25 protein-coding genes and 1 riboswitch are annotated in these 25354 nt (G+C 46.2%); of the genes, 5 read left to right on the plus strand and 20 right to left on the minus strand.

The features are described 5' to 3' along the window. Positions 1-107: 107 nt before the first annotated feature. From recR to EFA47_RS15940, 4 genes are all read right to left on the minus strand, one after another. Positions 108-704, minus strand: a complete 597-nt coding sequence (gene recR, locus EFA47_RS15925; RefSeq protein WP_122644140.1) for a recombination mediator RecR — start codon at positions 702-704, stop codon at positions 108-110. A 95-nt stretch (positions 705-799) separates the two neighbouring features. Then, entirely contained in the window at positions 800-1153 is a 354-nt protein-coding gene (locus EFA47_RS15930; protein WP_122644141.1) for a YbaB/EbfC family nucleoid-associated protein, read from the minus strand. Positions 1154-1155: 2 nt separating this feature from the next. After that, entirely contained in the window at positions 1156-2727 is a 1572-nt protein-coding gene (gene dnaX, locus EFA47_RS15935) for a DNA polymerase III subunit gamma/tau (RefSeq protein ID WP_122644142.1), read from the minus strand. A gap of 95 nt (positions 2728-2822) precedes the next feature. Beyond that, complete coding sequence (locus EFA47_RS15940) at positions 2823-3908, minus strand: 6-phosphofructokinase (protein WP_122644143.1); 1086 nt, start codon at positions 3906-3908, stop codon at positions 2823-2825. A 260-nt stretch (positions 3909-4168) separates the two neighbouring features. On the opposite strand from EFA47_RS15940, the gene EFA47_RS15945 reads away from it, so the two are divergent. Beyond that, entirely contained in the window at positions 4169-5308 is a 1140-nt protein-coding gene (locus EFA47_RS15945; protein WP_122644144.1) for a glucose-1-phosphate adenylyltransferase, read from the plus strand. A gap of 1 nt (position 5309) precedes the next feature. Then, a complete protein-coding gene (gene glgD / locus EFA47_RS15950) occupies positions 5310-6425 on the plus strand; it encodes a glucose-1-phosphate adenylyltransferase subunit GlgD (RefSeq protein ID WP_122644145.1) in 1116 nt (371 codons plus the stop codon). An 83-nt stretch (positions 6426-6508) separates the two neighbouring features. On the opposite strand, the gene EFA47_RS20205 is transcribed toward glgD, so the two are convergent. Further along, positions 6509-6670, minus strand: coding sequence for a macro domain-containing protein (locus tag EFA47_RS20205; protein ID WP_330512215.1), 162 nt, complete (start codon positions 6668-6670; stop codon positions 6509-6511). A 116-nt stretch (positions 6671-6786) separates the two neighbouring features. On the opposite strand from EFA47_RS20205, the gene EFA47_RS15960 reads away from it, so the two are divergent. The 3 genes from EFA47_RS15960 to EFA47_RS15970 all read left to right on the plus strand — a co-directional run bounded on the left by EFA47_RS15960 (position 6787) and on the right by EFA47_RS15970 (position 8900). After that, positions 6787-7653 (plus strand): pyridoxamine kinase, encoded by an 867-nt coding sequence (locus tag EFA47_RS15960; RefSeq protein WP_122644147.1) that lies wholly within the window; start codon positions 6787-6789, stop codon positions 7651-7653. 49 nt (positions 7654-7702) lie between these two features. Next, positions 7703-8224, plus strand: coding sequence for a TIGR04002 family protein (locus EFA47_RS15965; RefSeq protein ID WP_122644148.1), 522 nt, complete (start codon positions 7703-7705; stop codon positions 8222-8224). Between the two features lie 79 nt (positions 8225-8303). Next, complete coding sequence (locus EFA47_RS15970; RefSeq protein ID WP_122644149.1) at positions 8304-8900, plus strand: TIGR04100 family radical SAM protein; 597 nt, start codon at positions 8304-8306, stop codon at positions 8898-8900. A 92-nt stretch (positions 8901-8992) separates the two neighbouring features. Here EFA47_RS15970 and EFA47_RS15975 read toward each other — a convergent pair whose 3' ends face one another. From EFA47_RS15975 to EFA47_RS16045, 15 genes are all read right to left on the minus strand, one after another. Next, entirely contained in the window at positions 8993-9856 is an 864-nt protein-coding gene (locus EFA47_RS15975; RefSeq protein WP_122644150.1) for a methionyl aminopeptidase, read from the minus strand. 21 nt (positions 9857-9877) lie between these two features. After that, a complete protein-coding gene (locus EFA47_RS15980) occupies positions 9878-11122 on the minus strand; it encodes a DUF1015 domain-containing protein (protein ID WP_122644151.1) in 1245 nt (414 codons plus the stop codon). Positions 11123-11567: 445 nt separating this feature from the next. After that, complete coding sequence (gene grdD, locus EFA47_RS15985) at positions 11568-12728, minus strand: glycine/sarcosine/betaine reductase complex component C subunit alpha (protein ID WP_122644152.1); 1161 nt, start codon at positions 12726-12728, stop codon at positions 11568-11570. 11 nt (positions 12729-12739) lie between these two features. Beyond that, positions 12740-14278 carry a glycine/sarcosine/betaine reductase complex component C subunit beta gene (gene grdC / locus EFA47_RS15990; protein ID WP_122644153.1) on the minus strand — a complete coding sequence of 513 codons (1539 nt, stop codon included), beginning with the start codon at positions 14276-14278 and terminating at the stop codon, positions 12740-12742. A gap of 344 nt (positions 14279-14622) precedes the next feature. Beyond that, positions 14623-15093: a glycine/sarcosine/betaine reductase complex selenoprotein A gene (grdA, locus tag EFA47_RS15995; protein ID WP_122644154.1), complete on the minus strand. Its 471-nt coding sequence runs from the start codon at positions 15091-15093 to the stop codon at positions 14623-14625. A 75-nt stretch (positions 15094-15168) separates the two neighbouring features. Further along, the gene (gene trxA / locus EFA47_RS16000) at positions 15169-15486 is read right to left on the minus strand and encodes a thioredoxin TrxA (RefSeq protein WP_122644155.1); all 318 of its coding nucleotides are present in this window, start codon (positions 15484-15486) and stop codon (positions 15169-15171) included. A gap of 157 nt (positions 15487-15643) precedes the next feature. Then, positions 15644-16588, minus strand: a complete 945-nt coding sequence (gene trxB / locus EFA47_RS16005; RefSeq protein ID WP_122644156.1) for a thioredoxin-disulfide reductase — start codon at positions 16586-16588, stop codon at positions 15644-15646. Positions 16589-16606: 18 nt separating this feature from the next. Then, positions 16607-17917, minus strand: a complete 1311-nt coding sequence (grdB, locus tag EFA47_RS16010; protein WP_122644157.1) for a glycine reductase complex selenoprotein B — start codon at positions 17915-17917, stop codon at positions 16607-16609. Between the two features lie 16 nt (positions 17918-17933). Continuing rightward, on the minus strand, positions 17934-19214 hold the full coding sequence (locus EFA47_RS16015; RefSeq protein WP_206215542.1) for a glycine/sarcosine/betaine reductase component B subunit: 1281 nt from the start codon (positions 19212-19214) through the stop codon (positions 17934-17936). Positions 19215-19285: 71 nt separating this feature from the next. Continuing rightward, on the minus strand, positions 19286-19672 hold the full coding sequence (locus EFA47_RS16020) for a GrdX family protein (RefSeq protein ID WP_122644580.1): 387 nt from the start codon (positions 19670-19672) through the stop codon (positions 19286-19288). 235 nt (positions 19673-19907) lie between these two features. Next, positions 19908-20018, minus strand: a riboswitch (glycine riboswitch). 136 nt (positions 20019-20154) lie between these two features. Then, positions 20155-21402, minus strand: a complete 1248-nt coding sequence (locus tag EFA47_RS16025; protein ID WP_122644158.1) for an alpha-L-fucosidase — start codon at positions 21400-21402, stop codon at positions 20155-20157. Positions 21403-21444: 42 nt separating this feature from the next. Then, entirely contained in the window at positions 21445-22413 is a 969-nt protein-coding gene (locus tag EFA47_RS16030; RefSeq protein WP_122644159.1) for an ABC transporter ATP-binding protein, read from the minus strand. A 1-nt stretch (position 22414) separates the two neighbouring features. Beyond that, a complete protein-coding gene (locus tag EFA47_RS16035; protein ID WP_122644160.1) occupies positions 22415-23389 on the minus strand; it encodes an ABC transporter ATP-binding protein in 975 nt (324 codons plus the stop codon). A gap of 11 nt (positions 23390-23400) precedes the next feature. Further along, complete coding sequence (locus tag EFA47_RS16040) at positions 23401-24315, minus strand: ABC transporter permease (protein WP_122644161.1); 915 nt, start codon at positions 24313-24315, stop codon at positions 23401-23403. A gap of 4 nt (positions 24316-24319) precedes the next feature. Beyond that, positions 24320-25336: an ABC transporter permease gene (locus EFA47_RS16045; protein WP_122644162.1), complete on the minus strand. Its 1017-nt coding sequence runs from the start codon at positions 25334-25336 to the stop codon at positions 24320-24322. Positions 25337-25354: the final 18 nt, after the last annotated feature.

The raw sequence follows: 25354 nt of genomic DNA on the forward strand, positions 1-25354 counted from the left end.
ATTATTTAAAAACTCCCATGTACTTTCTGTCCTTGGGCAGCCCCTTCAGCACCCTGTCCTGCCTATATTTATACTGCCTTTACAAACTGGATCATTTATGTATTACATTATAACTCCGTCCTGCCCTCCAGGGCCCGCAGAAGGGTCACTTCATCAATATACTCCAAATCTCCCCCTACCGGCACGCCGCTGGCAATCCTGCTCACCTTAATCCCGGCTGGTTTAATCAATTTACTGATATACATGGCAGTTGTCTCCCCTTCCAGGCTGGAGTTTGTTGCGATGATTACCTCATCCACATCACCCTGCAGCCGCTCCATCAGCTCCTTAAGCCGTATCTCCCCTGGCCCGATTCCCAACATGGGAGAGATGGCGCCGTGCAGTACATGGTATACTCCATAATACTTGCCTGTCTTTTCGTACGCTGCCAGATCCCGGGGAGTCTCCACAACCATAATTGTCTTCTGATCCCGGTCCGGATTGCTGCATATAGGGCACACTTCTCTGTCCGTCAATGTACAGCACTGTGTACAGTACCTGACATGATTCCGGGCATCCACCAAAGATTTGGCCAGTCCTTCCACCTGCTCCTTCGGCATATTAATAATATGGAATGCCAGCCTCTGGGCCGACTTGGCCCCTATTCCCGGAAGATGTGAAAATTCTTCTATCAGTCTGCTGATTTGATTACTATAATAGTCCATTTAACTTCCACTCCTGTAATATCAATTGGGATTTCAAAAGGGACAGACCCCTTTGCAAAGGGGTCTGTCCCTTTTGACCACCATTGTCAGAATATTTAGAACATTCCCGGCATGCCGCCTCCAAGTCCGCCAGTCAGCTTCGACATCGCTGAGTTTGATACCTCATCCACCTTCTTTAGCGCTTCATTTGTAGCCGCCACGATTAAATCCTCCAGCATCTCAATATCCTCGGGATCTACCACTTCTTCATCCAGCTTGACCTTCAGTACTTCACGCTTGCCGGAAATAGTGACTTCTACTGCTCCGCCTCCCGCCGTGGCCGTAAATTCCTTTGTCTCAAGTTCTTTTGCCTGTTCTTCCATCTGACGCTGCATTTTCTGTGCCTGCTTCATCAGGTTTGCCATGTTTCCGGGCATACCGCCTCCGGGAAATCCTCCTCTTTTTGCCATAACTAATCCTCCACTGTTATTTCCATATTAATCTTTTTTTCAATATCTACAAATGTATCTTCAAAGCGGCGGCCTTCCTCTACATGGCGGACCTCCACTTCTACCCTCTTGCCGATTCTATTCTCAATTAATTCTTCCAGCTCTCTGCGGTGCTCCTCTGAGCCAACCAGCTCTGCCTCCATGGCTTCTGGCATAACTATCATCAGCCTGTTCTCTCCACCCAGGCTCAGCCTTGCCTTTTTCAGGTAAGTCTTAAGCAGGCCTGACGCCCCGTCTGCAATGGGCCTGAAATTTTTCACAACCTCCTGTACATCCTCCGGCACTGCGCTGGGAAGCTGCGGTTTCACCTGCACCTTTTTCCCGCCGCTGTCCTCTTCACTGGCTATATGGACTGCCCTCTCCTGAATTGCCGCGAAATCCGTATTCTCCAGCCTTTCTTCCACTGCACGGATACGGTCCAGCAGAGTATCATCCCGGGTCTCCATAGCCGGCGTACACAGTTTAATAAGGGCGACCTCCAGCAGCACCCTTTTCTGGGAAGCATACTTAAGCTGACCCGACAGCTCCGAAAAAATCCGTATATAGCGCAGCAGCATATCTGTTTCGATCATCCCGGACTCTTCTTTAAGCTGCATCATATTTTCGGTAGATACATCCAGAACATCCTCTATATTATCAGATGTCTTTACCAGAAGCAAGTTCCTCAGATACCAGGTAATATCTGTTGTTAGCTGAGTAAGCTCCCTCCCCTGCATCACAAGTTCTTCCACAATATCCAGCACCTTTGGCACATCCCGCTTAATAATACTGCGCAAAAGCTGGCTGAATACATCCGTATCAACAGCCCCAAGTACCTCCAGCACATGGTCATAAGTCAGCCTCTGCCCAAGGTAAAATGCAATGCACTGGTCAAGCAGGCTTAACGCGTCCCTCATGGACCCATCGCCAGCCTTAGCCACATATCTGATTGCCTTATCTTCAACTTCTACCTGCTCTGCATCCATCAATTCTTTTAAACGGCCTGATATAGTCTCAATACTGATCCTTTTAAAATCATAGTGCTGACACCGGGATAGAATGGTAATTGGTATCTTATGTACCTCAGTCGTGGCTAAAATAAAAATCACATACTCAGGGGGTTCCTCCAATGTCTTGAGGAGCGCATTGAAGGCACCTATGGAAAGCATATGTACCTCATCAATAATGTAGACCTTGTATTTCCCCTCTGTAGGCCGGTACGCGACCTCCTCCCGGATTTCTCTTATATTATCCACACCATTATTGGAAGCCGCATCAATTTCAATCACATTCATAGATGTTCCTGCCGCAATGGCCCTGCACATCTCGCACTCTCCGCAGGGACTCCCATCCACCGGGTTCTGGCAATTTACTGCTTTCGCAAATATTTTAGCCACCGTGGTCTTGCCAGTGCCCCGTGTTCCGCAGAACAAGTAGGCATGTCCGATGCGGTCTGCCTTAATCTGGTTCTGCAGGGTTGTAATTATATGGTCCTGCCCCTTTACATCCTTAAACGACACAGGGCGGAACTTTCTGTAAAGCGCCGTATACGACATGAATCACACCTCTGTTCTAATTCTTTTTATTCTATACTATTCTTTAAATCCCCAGTACTGCTGCATATTCACATTCTGCCTGCTGTTACTGCCCGCTACTCAAGAACTTCATCTCCAAAGCTGATGCCTATCATCTTGGCCTGCCTGATCAGGCTGCATCCGGGATCTACTGTCTTAAGCTTCCCTGCCACATCCTGCAGAGGAACCTTGACTGTCTCTCCCTTTCTCATAGCAATCATATATCCATAATCACCCTTTAAAATCAGCTCTGCCGCAGCCGCCCCCACTCTTGTAGAAAACACGCGGTCGTATGCACATGGGGATCCCCCTCTCTGCGTATGCCCGGGAACAGTAATACGGACTTCCTTGTCTGTTTTCTGCTGTATCTGCTCAGCCAGTTCATAAGCAATAGAAGGATATTTCCGCTTCGCCAGCTTTTCTTTATATTCTTTCTTCTTAAGTCCAGCGTCTTCCTTTGAGATGGCTCCCTCGGCAACAGCGAGTATGGTAAAAGCTTTGCCTGCCGCGGACCGCTTCTGGATCATATCTGTAATAATATCTATATCATAAGGGATCTCCGGCAAAAGGATAATATCCGCTCCCCCTGCTATCCCTGCATGGAGTGTAACATGCCCCACTTTATGCCCCATCACCTCTATAATAAATACCCGGCTGTGGGAAGTGGCTGTTGTATGGATCCTGTCGATGGTATCTGTAGCAATGTCTACAGCACTCTGGAATCCAAAAGTCATCTCTGTCCCCCACAGGTCATTGTCAATGGTCTTGGGCAGGGTCAGAATATTAAGTCCTTCTTCCCTGAGCATATTGGCAGTCTTATGGGTGCCGTTGCCCCCCAGAATCACAAGACAGTCTAAATTCAGCTTGTGATATGTATGCTTCATAGCTTCTACCTTGTCCAGGCCATCCTTGTCTGGTACCCTCATCAGCTTAAATGGCTGCCTTGATGTACCCAGGATCGTGCCTCCTCTAGTCAGTATCCCTGAAAAATCCTTGGATGTAAGCATATCGAAATTAGCATAAATCAGTCCTTTATACCCATCCTTAAATCCATATATCTCTACGTCACTGCGTTTGGAGCAAATTCCTTTAACAACACCACGCATAGCCGCATTCAGCGCCTGGCAGTCGCCGCCGCTTGTCAGCATTCCGATTCTCAACATAAACCCAGTCCTCCTTTGAAATTTTCCATCCGGCGAAGGCAGATAGCCATCATCTGAATAGATAACTATCTGCCATCCATCGTCCTACTTATTGATTATACCCTATTTTTAAAAGTGTAACAAGAAAAATCAAATTTCCATATATACTCAGCGATATACAAAAAACTTTGATTATAAATGGATTTTATACACAATAATATTGTAAATTTTGGCGAATCATTGTACAATATGTACAAGCAATATGAAAGAGAGGACACACTATGAAGCAAAACAATATGTTAGCAATGATTTTAGCTGGCGGCCGCGGATCACGCCTTCATGAACTGACCAACAAGGTGGCAAAGCCGGCTGTTTCATATGGTGGAAAATACCGCATTGTAGATTTCCCCCTCAGTAACTGTGCCAACAGCGGCATTGATGTGGTCGGAGTACTGACACAGTATGAATCCATACTGTTAAACAGTTATGTCGCGGCAGGACGCCGCTGGGGCCTGGATGCCCAAAATAGCGGTGTATATGTCCTTCCGCCGCGTGAAAAAGCAGATTCTAATCTGGATGTTTACCGCGGGACGGCAGATGCTATATCCCAGAATATTGATTTCATTGATACATTTTCCCCAGAGTACGTACTGATACTTTCAGGAGACCATATTTACAAGATGAATTATGCAAAGATGCTTGCATACCATAAAGAATGTAAAGCTGACGCCACTATTGCAGTCCTTGAAGTTCCTTTTAAAGAGGCCAGCCGTTTTGGTATTATGAATACGGATGATACAGGGCGCATCATTGAATTTGAAGAAAAACCCCCTCAGCCCAAAAGCAACCTGGCTTCTATGGGAATTTATATTTTTGACTGGAAGCTCCTGCGCAAGATGCTGCTGGCAGACATGAAGGATCCTGATTCCAACCATGATTTTGGCAAGGATATTATCCCCACCCTTCTCAATGACGACAAGCGGCTGTATGCTTACAGATACAAAGGCTACTGGAAGGATGTGGGGACAATAGACTCCCTGTGGGAAGCAAACATGGATCTGCTGGATAAGAACAATGAGCTTGACTTAAATGACCCCACCTGGAAGATCTATACCGAGGATGCCAAATCTCTGCCCCATTATGTAGGGCCCAATGCCAATATTAAGCGGGCATTCATAACACAGGGCTGTGCAATTGACGGTGAAATCAGGAATTCCGTCCTTTTCACTGGCGCAGACGTGGATACCGGCGCCAAGGTTATTGACAGTGTCCTAATGCCCGGAGTCGTAGTAGAAGCAGGCGCAGTTGTCACACGGGCGCTGGTGGCCGACGGGGTCAGGATTGGAAAAGACGCAGTAGTGGGCAGCGCTGACAGCGAGCATATAGAACTTGTTGCGAAACGTGTAAAGGGGGCTGAATAATATGAACAACGCTTTTGGAATTGTAAACTCTTCCGGCAACCACATTTGGGTGGAAGGACTTCAGACATACAGAACCATCGGGGCATTTTCTTTTCTAGGAAGGTACCGCGTCATCGATTTCCCAATCTCCAATATGAGCAACAGCGGTATTGACCAGATACAAGTCTATCTCCGCAAAAAACCCCGCTCTCTTGTGGAACATCTGGGAACCGGGCGCCATTATAATATTAACTCAAAACGTGGCAAGCTGCAGATTCTCTTTTCAGAAAGCAGCTCAGAAAATGATATTTATAATACAGATATTGCCTCATTTATGGAAAATATTGAGAGTATCGAGCGGATGCATTACCCTTATGTAGTAATCGCCCCCAATTACATGGTATATACAGAAAATTTCGATACACTGCTCACCAGCCATATTGAATCTGGAGCAGATATTACACTCTTATATCAGTCTACCGATAATGCCAAAGAAGAATTTGTAAATTGTGACATCGTAAACCTGAACCGCCAGAAGGGTGTTCTTTCTATTGAGAAGAACCGGGGCACGGCAAAAAGCAGAAATATTTTCCTGGATACGTATATTATGAAAAAGGAGCTGTTTATTGAACTCATACATAAAGCAAGGAAACTCTCCTCCATGTATACATTGGCCCAGATCGTGAATAACCAGTGCAGTGAGCTTGACATCCGCGGAATTTCACACCGGGGGTTCCTGGCTTCTATTACGGATTTCAAAAGTTATTATGATGCTAACATTTCACTCATAGATTACAAAACTGCCATGGGCCTGTTTGATAAGGAGTGGCCTATTTATACACGAACCAATGATTCCTGCCCTACCCAGTATTTTGAAGCCGCCGATGTAAGGACCTCTGTAGTATCCAACGGCTGCCTGATTGAGGGGACTGTAGATAATTCTGTCATCGGGCGGGGATGTGTCATTAAGAAAGGGGCAGTAGTTAAAAACAGCGTGCTTCTCCCTGGCTCCGTTGTTGGAGAAAATGTTATTGTAGAGAATCAGGTCGTGGATAAGGGAGCGCGCCTGATCCATGTGAAGGAAGTCATCGCACCTGGAGACAATCCGGGATATATCAGGAGATATGATACGCTTTAATGGATACCTTAACGCAAACCGAAGGAAAACCGGCGCGGCTTCTGCCACGCCGGTTTTCCTTATCCTATCCCCTTTTCCCACTATTAAAATATTTTTATTTCTTTGCTTGATTTTATAATATATGCCTGAACTTCCTTAATTGCAATTTCAGCCGCATCCTTATTTGGAAAATGAAATTTTCCTGTAGAAATACAGCAAAAAGCGATATAATATGCTCCCTCCCAGCCAGACACTATAATCCCCATTGGCGCCTCCAAACTGGCCTGGTTAAAAATATGATTACTGGACATTCAGAGTCAGCCACATATATGCTATGATGACAGGCAGATATAAAAAGAAGCAAGGGAAATGGGGATATAGTATGACGAAAAAGATTGCTGTCATTAATGACTTATCAGGATTTGGCCGCTGTTCCCTAACTGCCGCGATATCTGTAATTTCGGCTATGGGGGTACAGCCTTGCGCCCTGCCTACGGCTATATTAAGCGCCCAGACAGGATATGCCAGTTATTACTGCGATGACTATACAGACAAAATGAAGTTAATCCAGCGGGAATGGGAAAAAATGGGGGTTTCTTTTGACGGGATTTATACTGGGTTTGTAGCCAGCGAAGAACAGATAGAGAATATTTTTAGTTTTCTGCATTCCTTTTATAAAAAGAATACGTTCCTCTTGGTGGATCCGGTGCTGGGGGATAATGGCAAAGTGTATTCCATGTATACTGACAGGCTGTGCAGCCTGATGAAAGAGCTTGTTAAAAAAGCAGATGTTATAACTCCAAACCTTACAGAGCTCTGCCTGCTTACAGGCACAGATTACCGGATGATCCAGCAAATGACAAAAGAGCAGCATTTGCTGAAGATTATCACACAGATGTCCGAGAACATATTAAGCCTGGGGCCTAAGACAGTGGTGGTGACAGGGATACACTTCCTGGATGAAAAAGATAATATCCAGAAAATGGGGAATCTGGCTGTAAGCAAAAACAGCTCTGTTTTATCTGCATTCCCCAGTATCGGGGGAAGTTATTCTGGAACCGGGGATCTGTTCGCCTCCGTAATAGCTGCAGGCATGGCCAGAGGGGAACAGACGGCAGACAGCATGAAACTGGCAGGTAAATTCATCAGCTATGCTGTGGCGGATTCAGCAGAGAAACAGATCCCCCGCAATGATGGCATAAATTATGAACAATATTTAGGGATGCTGGCCCCAGCAAGGTCAGTATAAGCAGGCTGCATAGTAAAACGCATATCTGCAAGATAAGGAGAGTGACAAAATGAAAAATAGAACATCTAGGATAACGGCTGCTGGTCTTTTTGCCGCCATGATTACCCTTATGACAGCTTTTATCTGCCATATCCCCTATGGGGCCAATGGAGGATACATTCACTTTGGGGATGCATTGATATATATGGGGGCGGTCTTTCTGCCCAGGCCTTATGCACTGGCAGCCGCTGCAATAGGGGGAGGGATGGCAGATCTTTTGACGGCGCCTATGTGGGCACCGGCAACTATTATCATAAAAATGTTAATTGTCCTTCCATTCACAAGCAAAGAGGGCAGAATACTGGCGCCCAGGAATATTGCCGCACCCTTCATAGCGGCAATGATTTCTGCAGCAGGCTACTATTTGGCAGAGGGAATTTTATTTGGTTCTTTTATCGCCCCTCTGGCTTCCCTTATGGGGAGCGCCATACAGTCAGGGGGAAGTGCAGTTATATTTTTGTTCCTTTCAGCGGCTATGGACAAAGGCCATATTAAGAACCGGACCCAGAAAATGCTGCACTTGTGTAAATAGCTGCCCTAAAGGCATGAACGAGGAAAATAGTCCAGAAATTAATTTTAAGACAATAATTATGTTGAGAAGGGAGATTAAAATGGCAGATATATTATATACATATAAAAATCAGGTATATGCAAATATAACAAATATATGTGACTGCCGGTGCAGGTTCTGCATCCGCAGCCATGAAGACAGTGTTGGGGATGCAGAGACTCTGTGGCATAAAAAGGATCCAAATCTGGAGGAGATTAAGTCAGCCATAGATGCATTTGACTTTAGCGGATATAAGGAACTAGTTTACTGCGGATACGGGGAACCTACCTGCGCCCTTGAAAACCTGATAAAGTCTGCCCGGTACATTAAGGAGAGGTATCCTGTAAGAATCCGGGTTAATACAAACGGACTGGGGAACTTATACCATGGCAGGGATATTGTCCCAGAGCTGGCAGAGGTAGTAGATTCTGTGTCAATCAGCTTAAATGCCCCTGAAAAGGACTCCTATCTGAATGTGACCCGCCCTAAGTTTGAGAATGCCTTTGAAGGTATGCTTGAGTTTACGGCTAAATGCAGGGACAAAATACCAGAAGTAAAAATGTCGGTCGTTGACGTCCTTTCCAAAGAGGAAATTAAAGCAAGCCAAAGTCTGGCAGACTCCCTGGGGGTTGAGCTGAGAGTAAGAAAATTTGCTTAGGTCTGGAGTCAGCCCGGCAATTCCTATCCAGAAAGGTAAAAGGTACCGCCTGCAAGGTCAGAGTTTCCTCTTGCAGTCAGTACCTTTATATCTTATTTCGCTATTACTTCAATTCCATCCTCACGGACCAAAACCATATATTCTATCTGGGCGGAAAGTCCGTCATCCATCGTATACACAGTCCAATCATTCTCCTCATCTACAAAGAAATCAGGACTTCCTTCATTGACCATAGGTTCGATTGTGAACATCATGCCTGGCACAAGCAGCATCTCGTTTCCTTTTTCAGTTACATAGCTGACAAAGGGTTCCTCATGGAACTGGAGTCCGATTCCATGTCCCCCAATATCCTCCACTACAGAATAACCATTTGCCTTTGCATGGGAATTGATGGCATAAGCGATATCCCCCAGGTGCCCCCAAGGTTTGGCCGCTTCTAACCCCAGCTCTACACATTCTTCCGTTACCTTTATGATACGCTGGGCCCGGTCAGATATTTCTCCCATTTTAAACATACGGGAGGCATCGGAGAAATAGCCGTCCAGTATAGTGGAAACATCTACATTAATGATATCCCCTTCCTGAAGTATAATATCAGGGCCCGGCACGCCATGGCATACCTCATTGTTCAAAGAAGTGCATACACTTTTGGGAAATCCCTGATAATTAAGGGGGGCCGGTATACCGCCGCCTTTTGTGGTGACATCATATACAATTTTATCAATTTCTTCTGTACTCATCCCTATATGAATCTGCTCTGTCACCGCGTCCAACACAGCAGTATTTAGAGCGGCGCTTTCTTTTATCTTTTGAATCTGAAAAGGTGTTTTCAATAGCTTACGGCCAGGCACGATTTCCCCCCGATCTGCATGGAGTTTCATTTTTTCTTCAATAGGCATGTGGCATTTTTTATATTTTTTCCCACTGCCACACCAGCAAAGGGCATTTCTTTCCATAAATTTTATCTCCTCTTTATATCATTTTTCAAATCGGTGAATAAAAAAACCACTTCTCAATTTAGGCTCAAACCAAGTAGATTTGGGGGGCATCAGCCGGTCAGCATCCGCTACTGCAAGCAGTTCATCCATGGAGGTCGGATACATAGCGAATCCTGCCCCTGCCCCCGCAGCATCCACCGCCGCTGCCAGTGCAGATAATCCCCGGATCCCTCCCATAAATTCTATGCGTCCGTCCGTCTTGGGATCCTCTATGCCAAGGAGGGGGCCAAGTATAGTATTTTGGAGGACAGAGACATCCAGCCTGTCTACCGGGTCATCAGTAAAAAGGCAGGGTTTGGCCCGCATTTTATACCATGCCCCAGCCAGATATAAACCAATCTCACCCTTACAGGAAGGACGGCAGATATCCTTTTGGGGCCCGGATATTTCAAAACTGTTATGCGCCAACGCAAGGAAAGCTTCAGGTGTATGGCCGTTTAAATCAGAAACTATACGGTTATAGTCATAAATATTAAGTTCGTCAGCAGCAAAGAGGACTGAGAGAAAATAGTTAAATTCTTCAGTGCCATCATATCCAGGATGGGACTTACGCCTTTTTAGGCCAACCTTGACTGCCGAAGCAGCGCGGTGATGCCCATCTGCTATATAAATATTGTCAATGCCCTCCCAAATATGCGAAATTCTTGCTGTTATATCTGGATCACTGATTTTCCAGACCTGATGGCGGATAGAATCCTCACTTGTAAAATCATACAGAGGGACTTCCTGCTTTGCCGTATTCATAATAGCAGTAAGCTCCTGGCAGGCGTGATAGGCAAGAAATATGGGGCCGGTCTGTGCACTGAGTGTATCCACATGGCGTATACGGTCTTTTTCTTTTTCTTCTCTTGTATTCTCATGCTTTTTGATCCGGTTATTCAGGTAATCATCTATGGATGCGCAGCCTACTAACCCTGTCTGTGGGCGCCCTCCCATAGTAAGTGTATAAATATAGTAACATGGACTATCATCCTGAATGAAAGAGCCTCTGGCGGCCATTTCTTCAAATATTTCTCTGGCCCGGTCATAGACTGGCTGTGAGTACATATCAACATCCTCTGGAAACTGTGTCTCAGGACGGTCTATTGTTAAAAAGGACAGAGGATTCTTTTCTACTTCTGCCCTGGCCTCCTGACGGGTATATACGTCATAGGGCAGTGCGGCAATTTGGGAAGCCAGCTTTGGTGCAGGCCGCACGCCTCGAAATGGTCGGATGGCTGCCATAATTTTTCTCCTTTTTCTTTCTACACAGCAACAGGTTAAATGGGCACATTCCCATCCCCGCAGGCCTCCCACGATATTTGCCCTCAGGGCAGATTTAACGCTGTAGGAATTGATTGCAGGAATTTTAGGACTGTAAGTTCGCCCACTTTGTTATTTTAGCACAAAGAGAAGGAATTTACTATATACAGTATAGGAAGAAATTGGCCAAAAGTCCAGGCCGTATCTGACGGCTTAGCCGTGTCAGTAATGAACTGTCCAAAAGCAGTGCAACGGCATTTTGGTAAAACAGCGATTATAAAGCATGGGCAGAAACTGATAACCAGTCTCTGCCCATGCTAAGTCAAAAGGGATGTACAAAATTGTCAAATCAGATAATTGCGCGATACCGCCGCCATGTCTGGTGGAGCGGAAACTATTGCTACAAATTCTGGAACTCGCCAAAAATTTAGCCGTTAATATAGCCTGCTTTCTGAAGTTCCTCCTCTGCCTTTGCAAGATTCCCCTCAGATACCAGGATAACAGGGCCTGTGCACCCCATGCCGCTTTCAGCATATACTCCTATTTTCCAGAGCGCCTTTACGCCATCGTCCAGATCCATAATCTCAATTCCTGCAATCTGTGCAGTTACGACCTCCTTAGGAGGCGCTGCAACCTCCTCGGATGCCTGTACTTCGCTCTTCTTATCTGCTTTTCTGGCCTCCAGAATTGTTCTCAGGCCTGCCTTATCAGCAGCCTTAAACTCCTGCTCAGCCACATCAAAGATGCGTCCCCTTACAAGCTGTGCTGCGTAGCGGATTGCACCGGTGATGACTGGGGCTCCGGATGCCCTTGATATGATCATAACAAGTCTGTCATAGCCTTCCCCGATTCCAGGTCCATAGCCATAGCCAGATGCTTCAAAACTTCCTCCTGTGGTGTAGGAAGAGAGCATTTTTATCATAATATTCCCTGTCAGAGAATCGCATACAAGAACATCGGGAGAACCCTGCAGGACATCGTTCCCTCTCATAACACAGCCGCCGTCTGCCCTTCCCGACTCAGCAAATGTAAATCCATAGCCATTATCCTTGAGTTGCTTTAAGGCAATCTCTGTCTGGCGTGCCCCGTCTACATTCAGAATGCCCACTGTTGGATTCGGGTTGCCGCATGCCTTAGCTGTAATCACACCGTATACAGCATTCTTGACCATGCTCTCAATGCGGTCTGTACTGGAAGTACCTGTTGTAGAAGCGACATACATTTCCTTCCCCTTGGCAGGCGTCACAACACGTCCGATTGTTGAGACTCCGATAGGAAATGGGTAGTGCATAGTTACAGCGCCGTCCACCTGATGGTTCGTCAGAAGCTCCTCCATTTTCTTATGGCCTTCTTCTTCATCAGCTACTTTTACAGTTGTCACTCCCTCTGTTTCCAGTATGCCAATATAATATACGTCGATTCCCTCTTTTGCGGCAGCCGCTGCGGCTTCCAGAGCATTCTCTTCCCCGTGCTCACTGCCCATGCCGGTGAGGGCAATCTTCGGTTTTTTCCCAAAGCTTCCTGTCTCCAGCCCTTCTGCCATTTCCATAAAGACTCCGGCAATCATTTTCTCCATTTTATCTGCCATAGTCACACCTCTTACTCTGCCATCAGGGCGGCAGCAAACTCTTTCATTGCTTTTGCTATCATTTTCTTAACTTCTTCTTCCGATACCCCTGCTGCTGCACTCTCCTCGGATGAAGTATTTCCGTGTATCACAAAGGATACGCCGTCAAACAGATTCGTCATACGGCCAAGGAAGAGGCTTCCCTTGCCGATGATCATAGCATTCTTAATCTTTCCTGCTAAAATATCTTCGCAGGCAAATCCAATATAGGGAACTCCTGAAGGAATATGCCCTTGTGTAGGCGCCCATCCTGTAAGTCCATGTGAGGTGGTAAAATTAGCCAATTCTTTTCTGTCCAGCTCCCCGCGCTTAACTGCCAGGGCCGCAATCATCTTATAATTGGCCAGCGGTACATCACCTGCGCCTGCTGGCTTTGTGATATCAGGATTCTGCATCTCAGGTGAAAATTTATCAATATCAGTAATTTTAAGTCCTGCCCTGTCAAGAGGATCTGCAACAAGACTGCCTATAACAGCCTGTGGCGCTGACCCTGTCCCTACGGAATGGCGTCCAAGAAGGCTTAAATCAATCTCCGGGTTTACTCCGTCATTCTCAGAAATAATGACTGCAAATCCACCCAGGCAGTCCTCCAGAATGGGAAGTCCTTTCTTGATATGGTCTTTGCCATTCATGCCTAGCTTCGCCGTACAGCCGCCGGATGTCACCGCTACCGTCTTATATGCACCGGATTTTACCAAGGCTGCGGCCTCGATCAGTGCGTGTACAGGCGCCGCACAAAAGCCTCTTGCATCAGATCCGGAAGCGTTGGTCAATCCTGCCACCTCTGCGGCTGCCTTGGCAAAGTTGCCTCCGCCTCTCTGGTTCATATCGCCGCAGGCCTCCTCTGCACAGTCGACAACATACTCGATATCCTCTTTAGCTACCCCTGCATTGCGTATAGCATACAAAAGCGCCAGTACGCTAGATGCCTTGCTCATCAGGTTTTCATGCATAACGTGTGCAGATAAATTTGTATCTATGTCATGGGCCGCTTTTACACATCCGATCAGCTTCCCTTCGTAATACAGGCCTTCTGCATGTTCTTCATTTACAAACTTTTCAATCTCAGAAAGCTCACATCCATCTACAATTCTGGCTACAATATCCTCTGAGATAATCGGGTTTTTGGCAAATGCCTCTTTATGCGCTGCCACAAAGCCGCTCTCCAGCTTTACGACCTCGAACATATCGCTTGCCTGTACAAGAAGTAAAAACTCTTCCTCAGGCATGATCTCTCCGTATTTCCCGTAACGTTCTGCGCCATCTTTTTTCTTGTCATACCATGGAAATTCTACCTTTGCCAGGTCATCTGGATGTGCATTCCCAATATAAGTCTGATTAGGCCAGTAGGACACTGCTTCCTCATATGTACGCAGATTTTCGGGAACTGCCTTTAAATAGTCAGATTCAGGGTTTACAATCTTTTCTGTTGTCTGTGTCGTTCCATTATATAAAACCATATCAGGAGTGTGCACTAATACATAGCTTGCTCCTTTGATTACACTATTCATTGGTTCTCCGCCTTTCATGAACTTATTTATATCTTATTGAACATTAGCAGTTCAATAAGTATGCCTTATTGAACATTAGCAGTCCCATAAGTATGCCTTATTGAACATCAGCAGTCCCATAAGTATGCCTTATTGAACATTAGCAGTCCGATAAGTATGCCTTATTGAACGTCAGCAGTTCGATAAACATATCTTAATTGGACGTTAGTAGCCCAACACTCTCCTATAAATGCAAAAGGGCAGTCCCCCTGGCGGGTACTGTGAATTATCAAACACAACCCGGGGCCTGCCCCTTTTTACTTATCTGTCAGAAACCTCTGATGTCAGAATAAGTACGTCTGCGTTTAGAACTTGCAGTACTCTTCCCTGATGGATGTCATCTCACTGATAATATCATCTACATCGAGAACCATCTCCATCATGCTTACTTGCTCATCATAAACTGCTTCGTCGAACTCTTCCTTCATCTCTGGCTCGCATACGTGATAAACTTGAAGTCCAAGCTGGACTCCTGTCAATGGACCTGCAAAAGTAGGATCTCCTGCTGTAACAGTCTCAGCTGCAAGGCCTGCAGCTTCGCCTTCTGCAGCACCGAGAACTACTACAAGGTTCTCAGGGCCGTACTCGTCAGCAAATTCTTTAACCCTCTTCTGGTTTTCTAAGTCCATTGCGCCTGCGCTTGTTCAGACGAAACATTCCGTTGATGAAAATACGATCTCAGCGCCAGCAGTTTTTACACATTCTGCAATAGCCGGCCCCGGAATTCCATCACGGTCTCCTATAATGATTGCTTTTTTACCTTTTAAAACAGCCATTATACATTCTCCTTTCTTTTGTTGTGGCAGCTTTTTATAAAAGATGCCTGTCTATGATTTAGAAATGAATCATGATTAGATATATTTCTTAATCATCGCCTCAATACTTTCAGGGGTAGCATCATCTTTTACTACCTCATCAATTTTCTCCCCATCCTTGTAAATAGCCATAACTGGAAGGCCAAGAACCTTCTGTGCAATTGCAAGGCGGCGTGCTTTTGTTGTATTCAGAGATGTGAATTTCATCTTATCTCCGTATGTCTCTGCAAACTCATGTACCTTTGGCATCAGAGCCTGGCAGGGCACACATCCGTCCCCATAAAAATCAACAAATACATACCCTTCTGCCTTCAGAACTTCCTCTTCAAAATTTGTCTTATCCAAATCAATCATTGGAATATCCTCCTTTTCTTGATATTTTACTGCTGCAGCATCTGGCAAGGGGCCTCCCCCTGCCCTCCGGGAAGGAGGGCCAGAGGCCGGCGTCTCCCCCTTAAGCCTCCGTACATCTCTCGGAAAGATACAGGTTCCTCCTAGAATCTATATGATATTAAAAGTAATCGGACATGCTTCTTTCTACCTGTACGGCAGCTATTGCACCGTCAGCGGCTGCAGTTACTACCTGTCTTAAGCTCTTAATACGGACGTCTCCAACTGCATATACACCTGGAATATTCGTATGCATATCTTCGTCTGTCTTGATATAGCCTCTCTCGTCCATATCAATAATCCCCTTAAATATACCTGAATTTGGCACTGTGCCAATAAACCCAAATAAACCGAACATTCCATCCTCAGGGTCTGCCTCAACCTTTCTAGTCTCTCCAGTCTTTACATTCTTTACAATCATGCCTTCAAGAATGTCTTCGCCGTAAAGTTCCTCCACAACTGTGTCCCAGAAAAACTCAATCTTAGGATTAGCAAATGCTTTCTCCTGAATAGATTTAGCTGCCCTCAGTTCATCTCTCCTGTGGATAATTGTAACCTTTCTGGCAAACTTGGTCAGATACATAGCTTCTTCCACAGCAGAGTCCCCGCCTCCGACAACGTAGACTTCAAAGTCTTCAAAGAAATTTGCATCGCATGTAGCGCAGTAAGATACGCCCTTTCCTGCATACTCCTTTTCACCCTTACAGCCGATTGGCCTTGCATGGGCTCCTGTGGCAATGATAACATTTTTACCCTGATACTCAGCTTTTTCGCTCTTTAAAACTTTAACCTTACCTTCCAGCTCCACCTCTTTAATCGTATCAGACACACGCTCAACACCAAACTTCTCAGCCTGTTTTGTCATCCTTGCTATAAGGGATGGGCCGGACTCTCCTTCCAGCTCCTGTCCCGGGTAGTTCTCAATCTCATCTGTAATTGCAATTTGTCCTCCGTCCTGTCCCTTTTCGATAATCAGAGTGGACAGGCGGCTTCTGCCAGCATATAGTCCTGCTGCCAGGCCCGCTGGTCCGGCACCCAGGATAATCACATCGTACAACTCACTCATCACGCAAACCTTCCCTTTTTATTCAAAAATTGTCTGGCCGTCTACCTCTGTTGTCAGGGCTTTCAGCGCTTTCTCAACAATTCCGCGGCGGATCACCTTTTCTTCATCTTTATTGAGAGAAGGATTTCCCAGCGGATATGGAATAGCAATCGCAGGAACAATCCTGTTGGCGCCTACCGTCATAGAAATAGGCGTAACAGTACAGATATGTACAACAGGGAGCCCTGCCCTCTCCACTTCTTTCACCATCGTTGCACCGCAACGAGTACAGGTGCCTCACGTGGAGGTGAGGATAACCGCGTCTACCCCGTCTGCTTTCAGCTTCTGAGAAAACTCAGCGGCAAACGCCTTAGCTGATGCAACGGAAGTACCATTCCCTACTGTTGTGTAGAATAAATGGTGCAGCTCCCCAATAACTCCTTCCTTCTCCATATCCCTGAGCACATCCACAGGCAGTACACGGTCAGCATCTTCATTGGCATATACTGGGTCATACCCGCCATGGGCTGTCTCGTAAGTCTCCTCTGTCAGGTCAGTAACTCCTGTAATATCGTATTCGCCATAGTGCGAAGCGCTGGAACTCTCGATATGGTCTGGATTTCCTTTAGGAACAATACCGCCTGATGTCACCAGGGCGATTTTCGCATGGGCGAGATCCTTCACTGCAGGATTAGGATCTACTCTGTCGAATGCAGGCATTGGATATTCTGTAACATATGGCTTATCTGCCAGTTTCTTCAGCAGCATATTGACAGCTCTCTTAGAACCTCTCTCTGCCTCAAAGAAATTCACACGTACTCCGTTTGGCATATACCCTTCTTCCACAGAAGCGCCAATCGCCTCACCTTTCGCCAGCTTAATTGCCAGAGGGGCCATCTTGCCGACTGCGCCTCTCATGCCGGCAGCACTGTTCTTTGTGGCAACCATATACACCTGGTTCTTGAACATGTCAGCTCCCGGGTTCTCCTCGTACATGCCTGTCACAGCCGGAATCCCCAGCTCCTCCTGCACTGCCGCAGCAATGGTACCGCATGCCACGCCGTAACGCCCGGCATTGAATGCTGGGCCAGCTATAAATACATCTGGAGCCTGCTCTTTAACCATAGCAAGGATATCCGCCTTGGCTTTCTCCAGATTCTCATTAAAATAGGAATCTCCGCACACAATTGTAGCAACAATCTCTGCTTCCCCTTTAAAGTTAGCAGTAAATGCCTGTCCTGGTCCCACTATCTCACCGACACGCAGCTCTGCAGGGTAATCTGCTTTCTCTTCTCCACCAATCTGTGCAAAGAACTGGTTGATGTAATGAACTACTTTAATCACAGCTATTCTTCTCCCCTTTCTGCTATCTTGCGCTCAGTTTATTGAATCCGGTTTCGTTTGTTGCGCCTGTAATAACCTGAAGCTCAACTTCAAGGGAACCATCCTCCCGGAGTGTCTCCTCACTTGCACCGGCAATCTTAGTTACATAATCTAATGTGCCAATCACCTTATCCAGCTTAGGCAGGATAATTGTCTGGTTTGCATTACCGCCTGTCACTACCGCATCTGCAGCCACATCCGCATCTGCCAGGGACTGGGATTTGCCGTCGCGTCCAGCGTACTCATCTGTGATGATGACAGTCTTAACACCCTCCGCCTCGATCTTCTTACAGTTCATAATCAGGTCTGTATCCGGGTTCCCAAATCCTTCCTGGGATACGATGACGCCGTCTAAATCTAACATCCTGCACAGTTTAGCCGTCCAGTCAGAAGAACGCTGCTTGTCTGCCAGGTATACATTCTCATTTGTAATAATCTGACATACAAAGTTGATTGTCTTTCCATGCTGGTCAAACAAATCATGGACAACCGGGTTATTCAGATGTACATATGTAGGATTCTTGTCACATGCAGACACACAGTTGCCGGATACAATCGCACCGTCCATAATCTCTGTGGGACTCATGATCGCGGGCACAATCTGCTTTGCATCTACGCCATATACATACGTATCGTGCAAAAGTCCCTGGCTCTGCAGCATCTGTACATATGCGACACGGGGAAGGTCAGGATATTTCTCAATACCTTCCTTTATGGAACAAGTCTCATACACCTTTGTCTCATCTGGCGTCAGTTCTCGTGCCAGTTCCCCAATATATGCAGCAGCCTTAAAGCCTGCAAACCTCACTGCTTTCTCATAGTCATGAGGCTTAATCCCATCACAGGGTTCGCACACCATTACCAGGTTCAGGGTTTTGGAAAATGGCGTGTAATCTGCACCCGGGCCTGTCATGTCGATAATTCCTTCCTGGAACCCTACAATCCGCCCGGCAGTTACAACGGCCATGCCCTTTAGTGCATATGTCTTTCCCTCTCCCACTGTGTCAACCTTAGAGATAACGCCCGGGAAAATGCCTCCTCTTCCCTCTACCTTAACTCTCGGTTCAATAACGTCCTTTACCGGTGTAATCCTGACAGATTCTCCCGGTCTAGCAATGTCAAGTGATACGCCCTTGATCTTCTCATCCTCAAGAACCAGCGCCTTTACGGCCTCCTCAGATACATAAAGTATTCCATCCTCAATTTTGGATTCTGGCGCGAACTGAATGTCTCTGATATGAATGTGTCCCATTTCTAATCTCACCTGCAATGCCCTCCCTTCCTGATATTATTATTGTTTCGTCTGCGGGGACTCCTCTTTTGCCCCAGATAAGCCTACCAGGCGTCTGCCGATGCCAATCCGCTCTCTAGCAGCGTCCAGTCAATCATCTGGAAATCCTCATATACTTCGGGCCGGTACCTCTCCTGTTTAGATTCAAACTTCCGGCATGTCTGTATAGCCGCTTCAATGATTTCCAGAGAACGGCTGTCAAGCCGCCCTGTCCCTGCTGTTATGATGACTGACTTATACGGCGTCTCTCCTGGTTTCACACTTCCTGACAAAGGGTGTGATAAAAGCCGGTGACCTTTGTGGATTCTGTCTCTGACTTCTTTTAAGGTTTCCTCATAGGACATTTCCTTATAAATGATACTCACTGACTCTCCAAGCTTCTTCTGGACCAGCGGATTATTCGTGATCACTATATAATTTGTCTTACCCATAATCCATTGTCCTCCTTCTGCCCTTATGTCCAGTTCATATCCGTCCCGGGAGTCTTTATCACGTGGTTCTTTCTGTGGAAATCCGCCGCAATATATAAAAAAGGACCACCTGAACACATCTGTGTGTAAGTCGTCCTTTTCTGTCTTCCTGCCCCGATAAAATGTCTTGCAAAGATATCCTCTGCCTATGTCCTTCGGACTGGCTATTATCATACAGCGCTAGATTCAGAGTGTGGTACGTTTCCCGGTCCTTTTACCTGAAAGTTTCACCCGGATATGTTCACCAGCATATGCCCGGCTTGCCTCTTCGGCGGTTGGCTGCCCAACTCTCTCTCAGGAAACATCATCCCACTTATTAACTTTATCCATAGGCACTTTAAATACTGCTATTGCCTTTTTCTATAATAACTAATTATGGTCGATTTTGCAAGTTTAATCAGACATTTTAAATAAATTTTTAACGATTTAGTAATTCTGCACAATTATCCCCTTATGGGTTCAAATATAGGGTCTTTCTCCTCCAGCTCAATGCAGACTGCGAAGTTCTTCTGGGTCCTGAGCTCTTCTGGAAATTCTACTTCTATTATACTGTCCCCCTCACAGATTTTTCTTGTACAGAATTCCAGCTCCCGGCCGTCTCGCACCAGGTACGCCCTCTTCACCTTATTGCCCACATTGAGCAGTTCAACACGGACCCTGGGCTGCAGCACATGTACAAATAATTTATAATCCTTAGACGTAAGCTGGGCCCACTCTAAATCATATGGGTATATTTCCATCCGCTTCGTCCCATAGATGGACTCCGCATTTGCAGTGACATATTCTCCCACTTTGCCAAGAATGTCACAGCTGACTGCCGGGACCCTGCCCTGGCCGTCAGGCCCAATATTCAGCAGATAGTTTCCTCCTCTGCTTACAATTTTCAATAGCAGGCGGATAATGTCATCCGGCTGTTTCCAATTGTTATCGTCCTTATTATATCCCCATGTATCATTCAGAGTTGCCGGAACTTCCCAATCCCCATCAAAAGGCAGCCTGGGGATAAAATTGTCTCCTGTTGAAAGATACTCGCCCAGCTCATTGCCGATGCGGCCGCTGATAATACAGTTTGGCTGCAAAGATTTCACAAGGTCAATCAGCCTCTGGGACTCTTCCTTTGTCATATCCATAGGAGTGTCAAACCAAATAACGGAAATTTCGCCATATTCTGTAAGGAGTTCTTTGATTTGAGGGATACATTTGTCCTCCAGATAGCGTCCAAAATTCTTCTTACTGTTGTCCTTCCCATAAATATATCCATCGGGGTCGTCCCAATCCTGGGCCTGGGAATAATACAGGCACAGCCTCATGCCATATTTATCACATGCGTTTCTGAACTGCCTTAATACGTCTTTCCCATAGGGAGTCGCTTTAACTACATTATAGCTGCTGCATTTAGAATCCCACATAGCAAATCCTTCGTGGTGCTTTGTAGTAAATACAATGTACTTCATCCCCCATTCTTCCTTGGCCCTCCTCACGATCTCATCAGCGTCGAAGGAATCCGGGTTAAAGGAATCTGCAAGCTTTCTGTACTCTTCTACTGGGATATCCAAATAATTCATAATCCATTCAGCAATATGCTCTGTCTTCTTTCCCTTATATTCACCTGCCAGAAGAGAATACAGTCCCCAGTGAATAAAAAGTCCAAATTTCGCATCTTTAAACCATTGTTGTTTTGTGTCTTTCATTTTCGTTCTTTGCTCCTTCTTTGAATTTATATTTAGGCCCGCCTATTCACTAAAGAAACGGCATGCCACATAATGCCCTGGTGAAACTTCTTTTAACTCAGGTATATAACCCTCACAGCTTTCATCTTTTTTGAAACATCTGGAACAAAATCTGCACCCCGGCGGCGGGTCAATTGGACTTGGCACATCCCCCTCCAGTATGATCCTCTCTTTTTTCTTCGTCCCTACTGAAGGCGCTGCGGATAAAAGTGCCTGCGTATAGGGATGCAGGGGGTTGGAATATAATTCTTTCTTAGAGGCAATCTCCACCACTTTCCCCAGATACATCACCCCCACACGGTCGCTGATATGCTTTACAACATTTAATCCATGGGCAATAAACAGATATGTCAGCCCCAGCTCCTCCTGCAGCTCATCCAACAAATTCAGCACCTGGGCCTGTATAGACACGTCCAGGGCGGAAACCGGCTCATCACAGACAATCAATTTAGGTTCTACTGCCAATGCCCTGGCAATTCCCACCCGCTGCCTCTGCCCTCCCGAAAACTCATGGGGGTAACGGTTCCTCTGGTGGTTGGCCAGGCCAACCCGGTTTAACAGGTACGTCACCCTTTCTTCTATTTTATCGGAAGGGAGCAGCTTGTTGATGGCAATAGGCTCTGCAATAATATCCCCTATTGTCATCCTGGGGTTCAGAGAGGCATAGGGGTCCTGAAAAATAAGCTGTATGTCCTTACAGAAGCGCCGCCTCTCGCTGCGCTTGAGGCCACAGAGTTCCTGTCCCTCAAACTTGATACTCCCGCCAGTTGGGCGGTACAAATCTACGAGCATTTTTCCAATTGTTGTTTTTCCACATCCAGACTCTCCCACAAGGCCGAATGTCTCCCCTTTCATGACGCTAAAGGAGACGTCATCTACAGCCTTTAAAAGTTTGTCCGGCTTTCCAGGGCCGCCCTTTTCAACAGTAAAGTGCTTTGATAAATGCTGTACGTCAAGCAGAATTTCACTCATGTTATTCCCCCTCCTTTCTATCCGAATAGAGGAAACACCTCACCTCATGCCCGTCTATATTCCTGATTTCCGGCATTTCCTTCGTACAGCGCTCCATACATTTCTCACATCTGTCGGAAAAGGGACATCCTGAAGGCATTTTCAGAGGATTAGGTACCATCCCTTTGATCATATACAAAGGTTCCTCGGAATCATCCTCCAGCCTGGGCAGGGACTTAAGCAGTCCATTTGTATAGGGATGCAGCGGATTATCGAAAAGTTCCTTTACCTTTGCATTCTCCATCACTTTTCCGCAATACATGACAACCACTCTGTCCGCAGTCTCGGACACCACCCCTAAGTCATGGGTGATCAGCAGCACCGCCATATTGAACTTCTTCCTCATTTCCTCTAAAAGTTCCAGGATCTGTGCCTGTATTGTCACATCCAGGGCAGTCGTAGGCTCGTCGGCAATCAGTAGTTCCGGATTACAGGCGAGAGCCATGGCAATCATAACACGCTGGCGCATTCCCCCGCTCATCTGATGGGGATAATCATTGGCACGTTCCCTGGCAGACGGTATTCCCACCAGCTTGAGCATTTCAACAGCACGCTCCAGGGCCTCCTTTTTCGTCAGGCCCATATGTAACATAATACTTTCTGTCAATTGATCCTTCACCCGGTAAACAGGATTCAAAGATGTCATTGGTTCCTGGAAGATCATAGAGATGTGGTTCCCTCTAATCTCCTGCATTTCTTTTTTATTTTTCTTCAGTAAATCTTCGCCCTTAAACAAAACCTCCCCGCCCACAACCTTCCCGGGATCCTGCAAAAGTCCCATGACAGACAAAGAGGTTACGCTCTTTCCCGATCCTGACTCTCCTACGACCGCCAGCACCTCTCCTTTGTCGATGGAAAAACTTACATCATTTACTGCTTTAATAATGCCTTTACGCATTTCAAACTGGGTTTCCAGATTCTTTACTTCTAATAACATACACCCACCACCTATCGCTTTCTAGATTTTGGATCCAGCGCATCACTTAATCCGTCGCCGAACAAATTAAACGCCAGCACAGCCAGCGTGATCGCCAATCCGGGAAAAACCAGCGTGTAGGGCGCAGAAAAGATATATCCTTTCGCCCTTCCCAGCATGTCCCCCCACTCCGCAAGCGGCGGCTGTACGCCTAAACCAAGAAATCCAAGGGCGGCTGTATCCAGTATGGCTCCTGAAATTCCCAGGGCTGCCCTTGCAATAATAGGGGAAATAACATTGGGGAGAATATGTTTAAAAATAATCCTAATATCGTTGTTCCCAATCACACGGGCTGCCTGCGTATAATCGCTCTCCTTGGCGGATAGCACGCTTCCCCTTACAATGCGGGCATATTCCGGTATGGAGACGATGCCGATAGCCACAATAGCCTTGTCCAGTCCCTTTCCCAAAGCGGCCATCAGCGTAATAGCAAAAAGAATACCAGGAATGGATAACATGATATCCATAACCCTCATAATAACCGTATCAACTATACCGCCTTTGTATCCTGCGACTGCCCCAAAAATAATGCCAAAAAACATAGAAAAAATTACAACCGAAAATCCTACAAACAGGGAAATCTTGGTTCCGTCGATAATACGGCTGAAAATATCCCTGCCCAATTCATCAGTCCCAAACCAGTGCTGTGCACAGGGCGCCACAAAGCTGGCTGCCATGTCAGATTCATTTGGGTCATAGGGAAGTATCTGAATGCCCATCAATTCTGTAATAAATGTGACAAGTGCAATCACAATCAACAGAATTATAATCACCATGCCGATCACAGCAGTTTTACTCAGCTTCAGAGATTCCCATATCAACTTTAACTCAGATTCTGGTTTTTCCTGTGCCCCGTTCTCTGCCGGTACTACTTTTTTATGTGCCATCTGCCTATGCCTCCTTTTTGCCGAGTTTGATCCGCGGGTCTAAGAATGTATAGACAATGTCGACTACCAGATTTACAACCACGAATATTGTGGCAGTCAGAAGTACCGCGCCCTGGATAACAGGAAAATCTGATTTCTGTACACAGTCTACAATATAGGAGCCTATCCCCGGCCAGGAAAATACTTTTTCCGTCAGAACGGCCCCTCCCAAAAGACTGCCAAACTGGAGTCCTATTATTGTGACCACCGGATTCAGGGAGTTACGAAGTACATGCTTTTTCAGAACTTTCCCCTCTGAAAGGCCTTTTGCTTTGGCCGTCCTCACGTAATCCTGTTTCATACTGTCCAGCATACTGGTCCGTGTAATTCTGGTAATAATAGCAAGAGCATACATGCAAAGAGCCAGAGCCGGCATGATAATATGTTTCAGGGAGTCCACCACCGCAGCGCCGTTTCCTGCGATGATACAATCCAGCAGATTGAAGCCAGTCACCCTGGCCGGCTTTAATAGCGGGTCTATCTGCCCCCCTGAGGGCAGCCAGTGGAGTGTCCCGGAAAAAATGATGATCATAATGACACCAAGCCAGAAAATCGGTACCGAAACACCTACTAATGATATAATCCTCCCGGCATTATCCAAAGCTGAGTTCTTTTTTACAGCTGAGAGTACGCCCAGCAGAACACCGAAAATAGAAGCTAAAATAATAGCAATAACAGCCAGCTCAATTGTAGCCGGGAACCTGGAAGCCAGTTCCTCTGTAACCGGCACTTTCGTGTAATAAGAAGTCCCTAAGTCTCCTTGAAGGACACCCAGGATATAATGTCCAAACTGGCTGATTACTGATCCCGTCAAACCATTTGCTTCACGCCATGCTTCCATAGATTCCTCAGTTGCATGCTGCCCTAGCACTACTGCTGCGGGATCCGGAGAAAATACGTGTGTAATTGTAAATACAATAATCGACACTCCGAGCAGCACTGGTATAAGCATGAGAAGCCTTTTTATAATATATTTTCCCATATGTAATCCCCTGATAAT

The organism is Luxibacter massiliensis, from assembly GCF_900604355.1.
Classification (GTDB): Bacteria; Bacillota; Clostridia; order Lachnospirales; family Lachnospiraceae; genus Luxibacter; species Luxibacter massiliensis.

Coding starts and splice junctions, on each gene's coding strand:
- EFA47_RS15940 (WP_122644143.1), bottom strand. CDS start 3,908: ATGTTGAGAATCGGAATGCTGACAAGCGGCGGCGACTGCCAGGCGCTG.
- EFA47_RS16045 (WP_122644162.1), bottom strand. CDS start 25,336: ATGGGAAAATATATTATAAAAAGGCTTCTCATGCTTATACCAGTGCTG.
- trxA (WP_122644155.1), bottom strand. CDS start 15,486: ATGATTGATTTGGATAAGACAAATTTTGAAGAGGAAGTTCTGAAGGCA.
- EFA47_RS15945 (WP_122644144.1), top strand. CDS start 4,169: ATGAAGCAAAACAATATGTTAGCAATGATTTTAGCTGGCGGCCGCGGA.
- EFA47_RS16035 (WP_122644160.1), bottom strand. CDS start 23,389: ATGTTATTAGAAGTAAAGAATCTGGAAACCCAGTTTGAAATGCGTAAA.
- EFA47_RS16040 (WP_122644161.1), bottom strand. CDS start 24,315: ATGGCACATAAAAAAGTAGTACCGGCAGAGAACGGGGCACAGGAAAAA.
- EFA47_RS16025 (WP_122644158.1), bottom strand. CDS start 21,402: ATGAAAGACACAAAACAACAATGGTTTAAAGATGCGAAATTTGGACTT.
- recR (WP_122644140.1), bottom strand. CDS start 704: ATGGACTATTATAGTAATCAAATCAGCAGACTGATAGAAGAATTTTCA.
- EFA47_RS15970 (WP_122644149.1), top strand. CDS start 8,304: ATGGCAGATATATTATATACATATAAAAATCAGGTATATGCAAATATA.
- EFA47_RS16030 (WP_122644159.1), bottom strand. CDS start 22,413: ATGAGTGAAATTCTGCTTGACGTACAGCATTTATCAAAGCACTTTACT.
- EFA47_RS20205 (WP_330512215.1), bottom strand. CDS start 6,670: ATGGGGATTATAGTGTCTGGCTGGGAGGGAGCATATTATATCGCTTTT.
- EFA47_RS16020 (WP_122644580.1), bottom strand. CDS start 19,672: ATGGGTAAGACAAATTATATAGTGATCACGAATAATCCGCTGGTCCAG.
- EFA47_RS15930 (WP_122644141.1), bottom strand. CDS start 1,153: ATGGCAAAAAGAGGAGGATTTCCCGGAGGCGGTATGCCCGGAAACATG.
- EFA47_RS15980 (WP_122644151.1), bottom strand. CDS start 11,122: ATGGCAGCCATCCGACCATTTCGAGGCGTGCGGCCTGCACCAAAGCTG.
- dnaX (WP_122644142.1), bottom strand. CDS start 2,727: ATGTCGTATACGGCGCTTTACAGAAAGTTCCGCCCTGTGTCGTTTAAG.
- glgD (WP_122644145.1), top strand. CDS start 5,310: ATGAACAACGCTTTTGGAATTGTAAACTCTTCCGGCAACCACATTTGG.
- grdC (WP_122644153.1), bottom strand. CDS start 14,278: ATGAATAGTGTAATCAAAGGAGCAAGCTATGTATTAGTGCACACTCCT.
- grdD (WP_122644152.1), bottom strand. CDS start 12,728: ATGGCAGATAAAATGGAGAAAATGATTGCCGGAGTCTTTATGGAAATG.
- EFA47_RS15960 (WP_122644147.1), top strand. CDS start 6,787: ATGACGAAAAAGATTGCTGTCATTAATGACTTATCAGGATTTGGCCGC.
- EFA47_RS15965 (WP_122644148.1), top strand. CDS start 7,703: ATGAAAAATAGAACATCTAGGATAACGGCTGCTGGTCTTTTTGCCGCC.
- trxB (WP_122644156.1), bottom strand. CDS start 16,588: ATGAGTGAGTTGTACGATGTGATTATCCTGGGTGCCGGACCAGCGGGC.
- EFA47_RS15975 (WP_122644150.1), bottom strand. CDS start 9,856: ATGGAAAGAAATGCCCTTTGCTGGTGTGGCAGTGGGAAAAAATATAAA.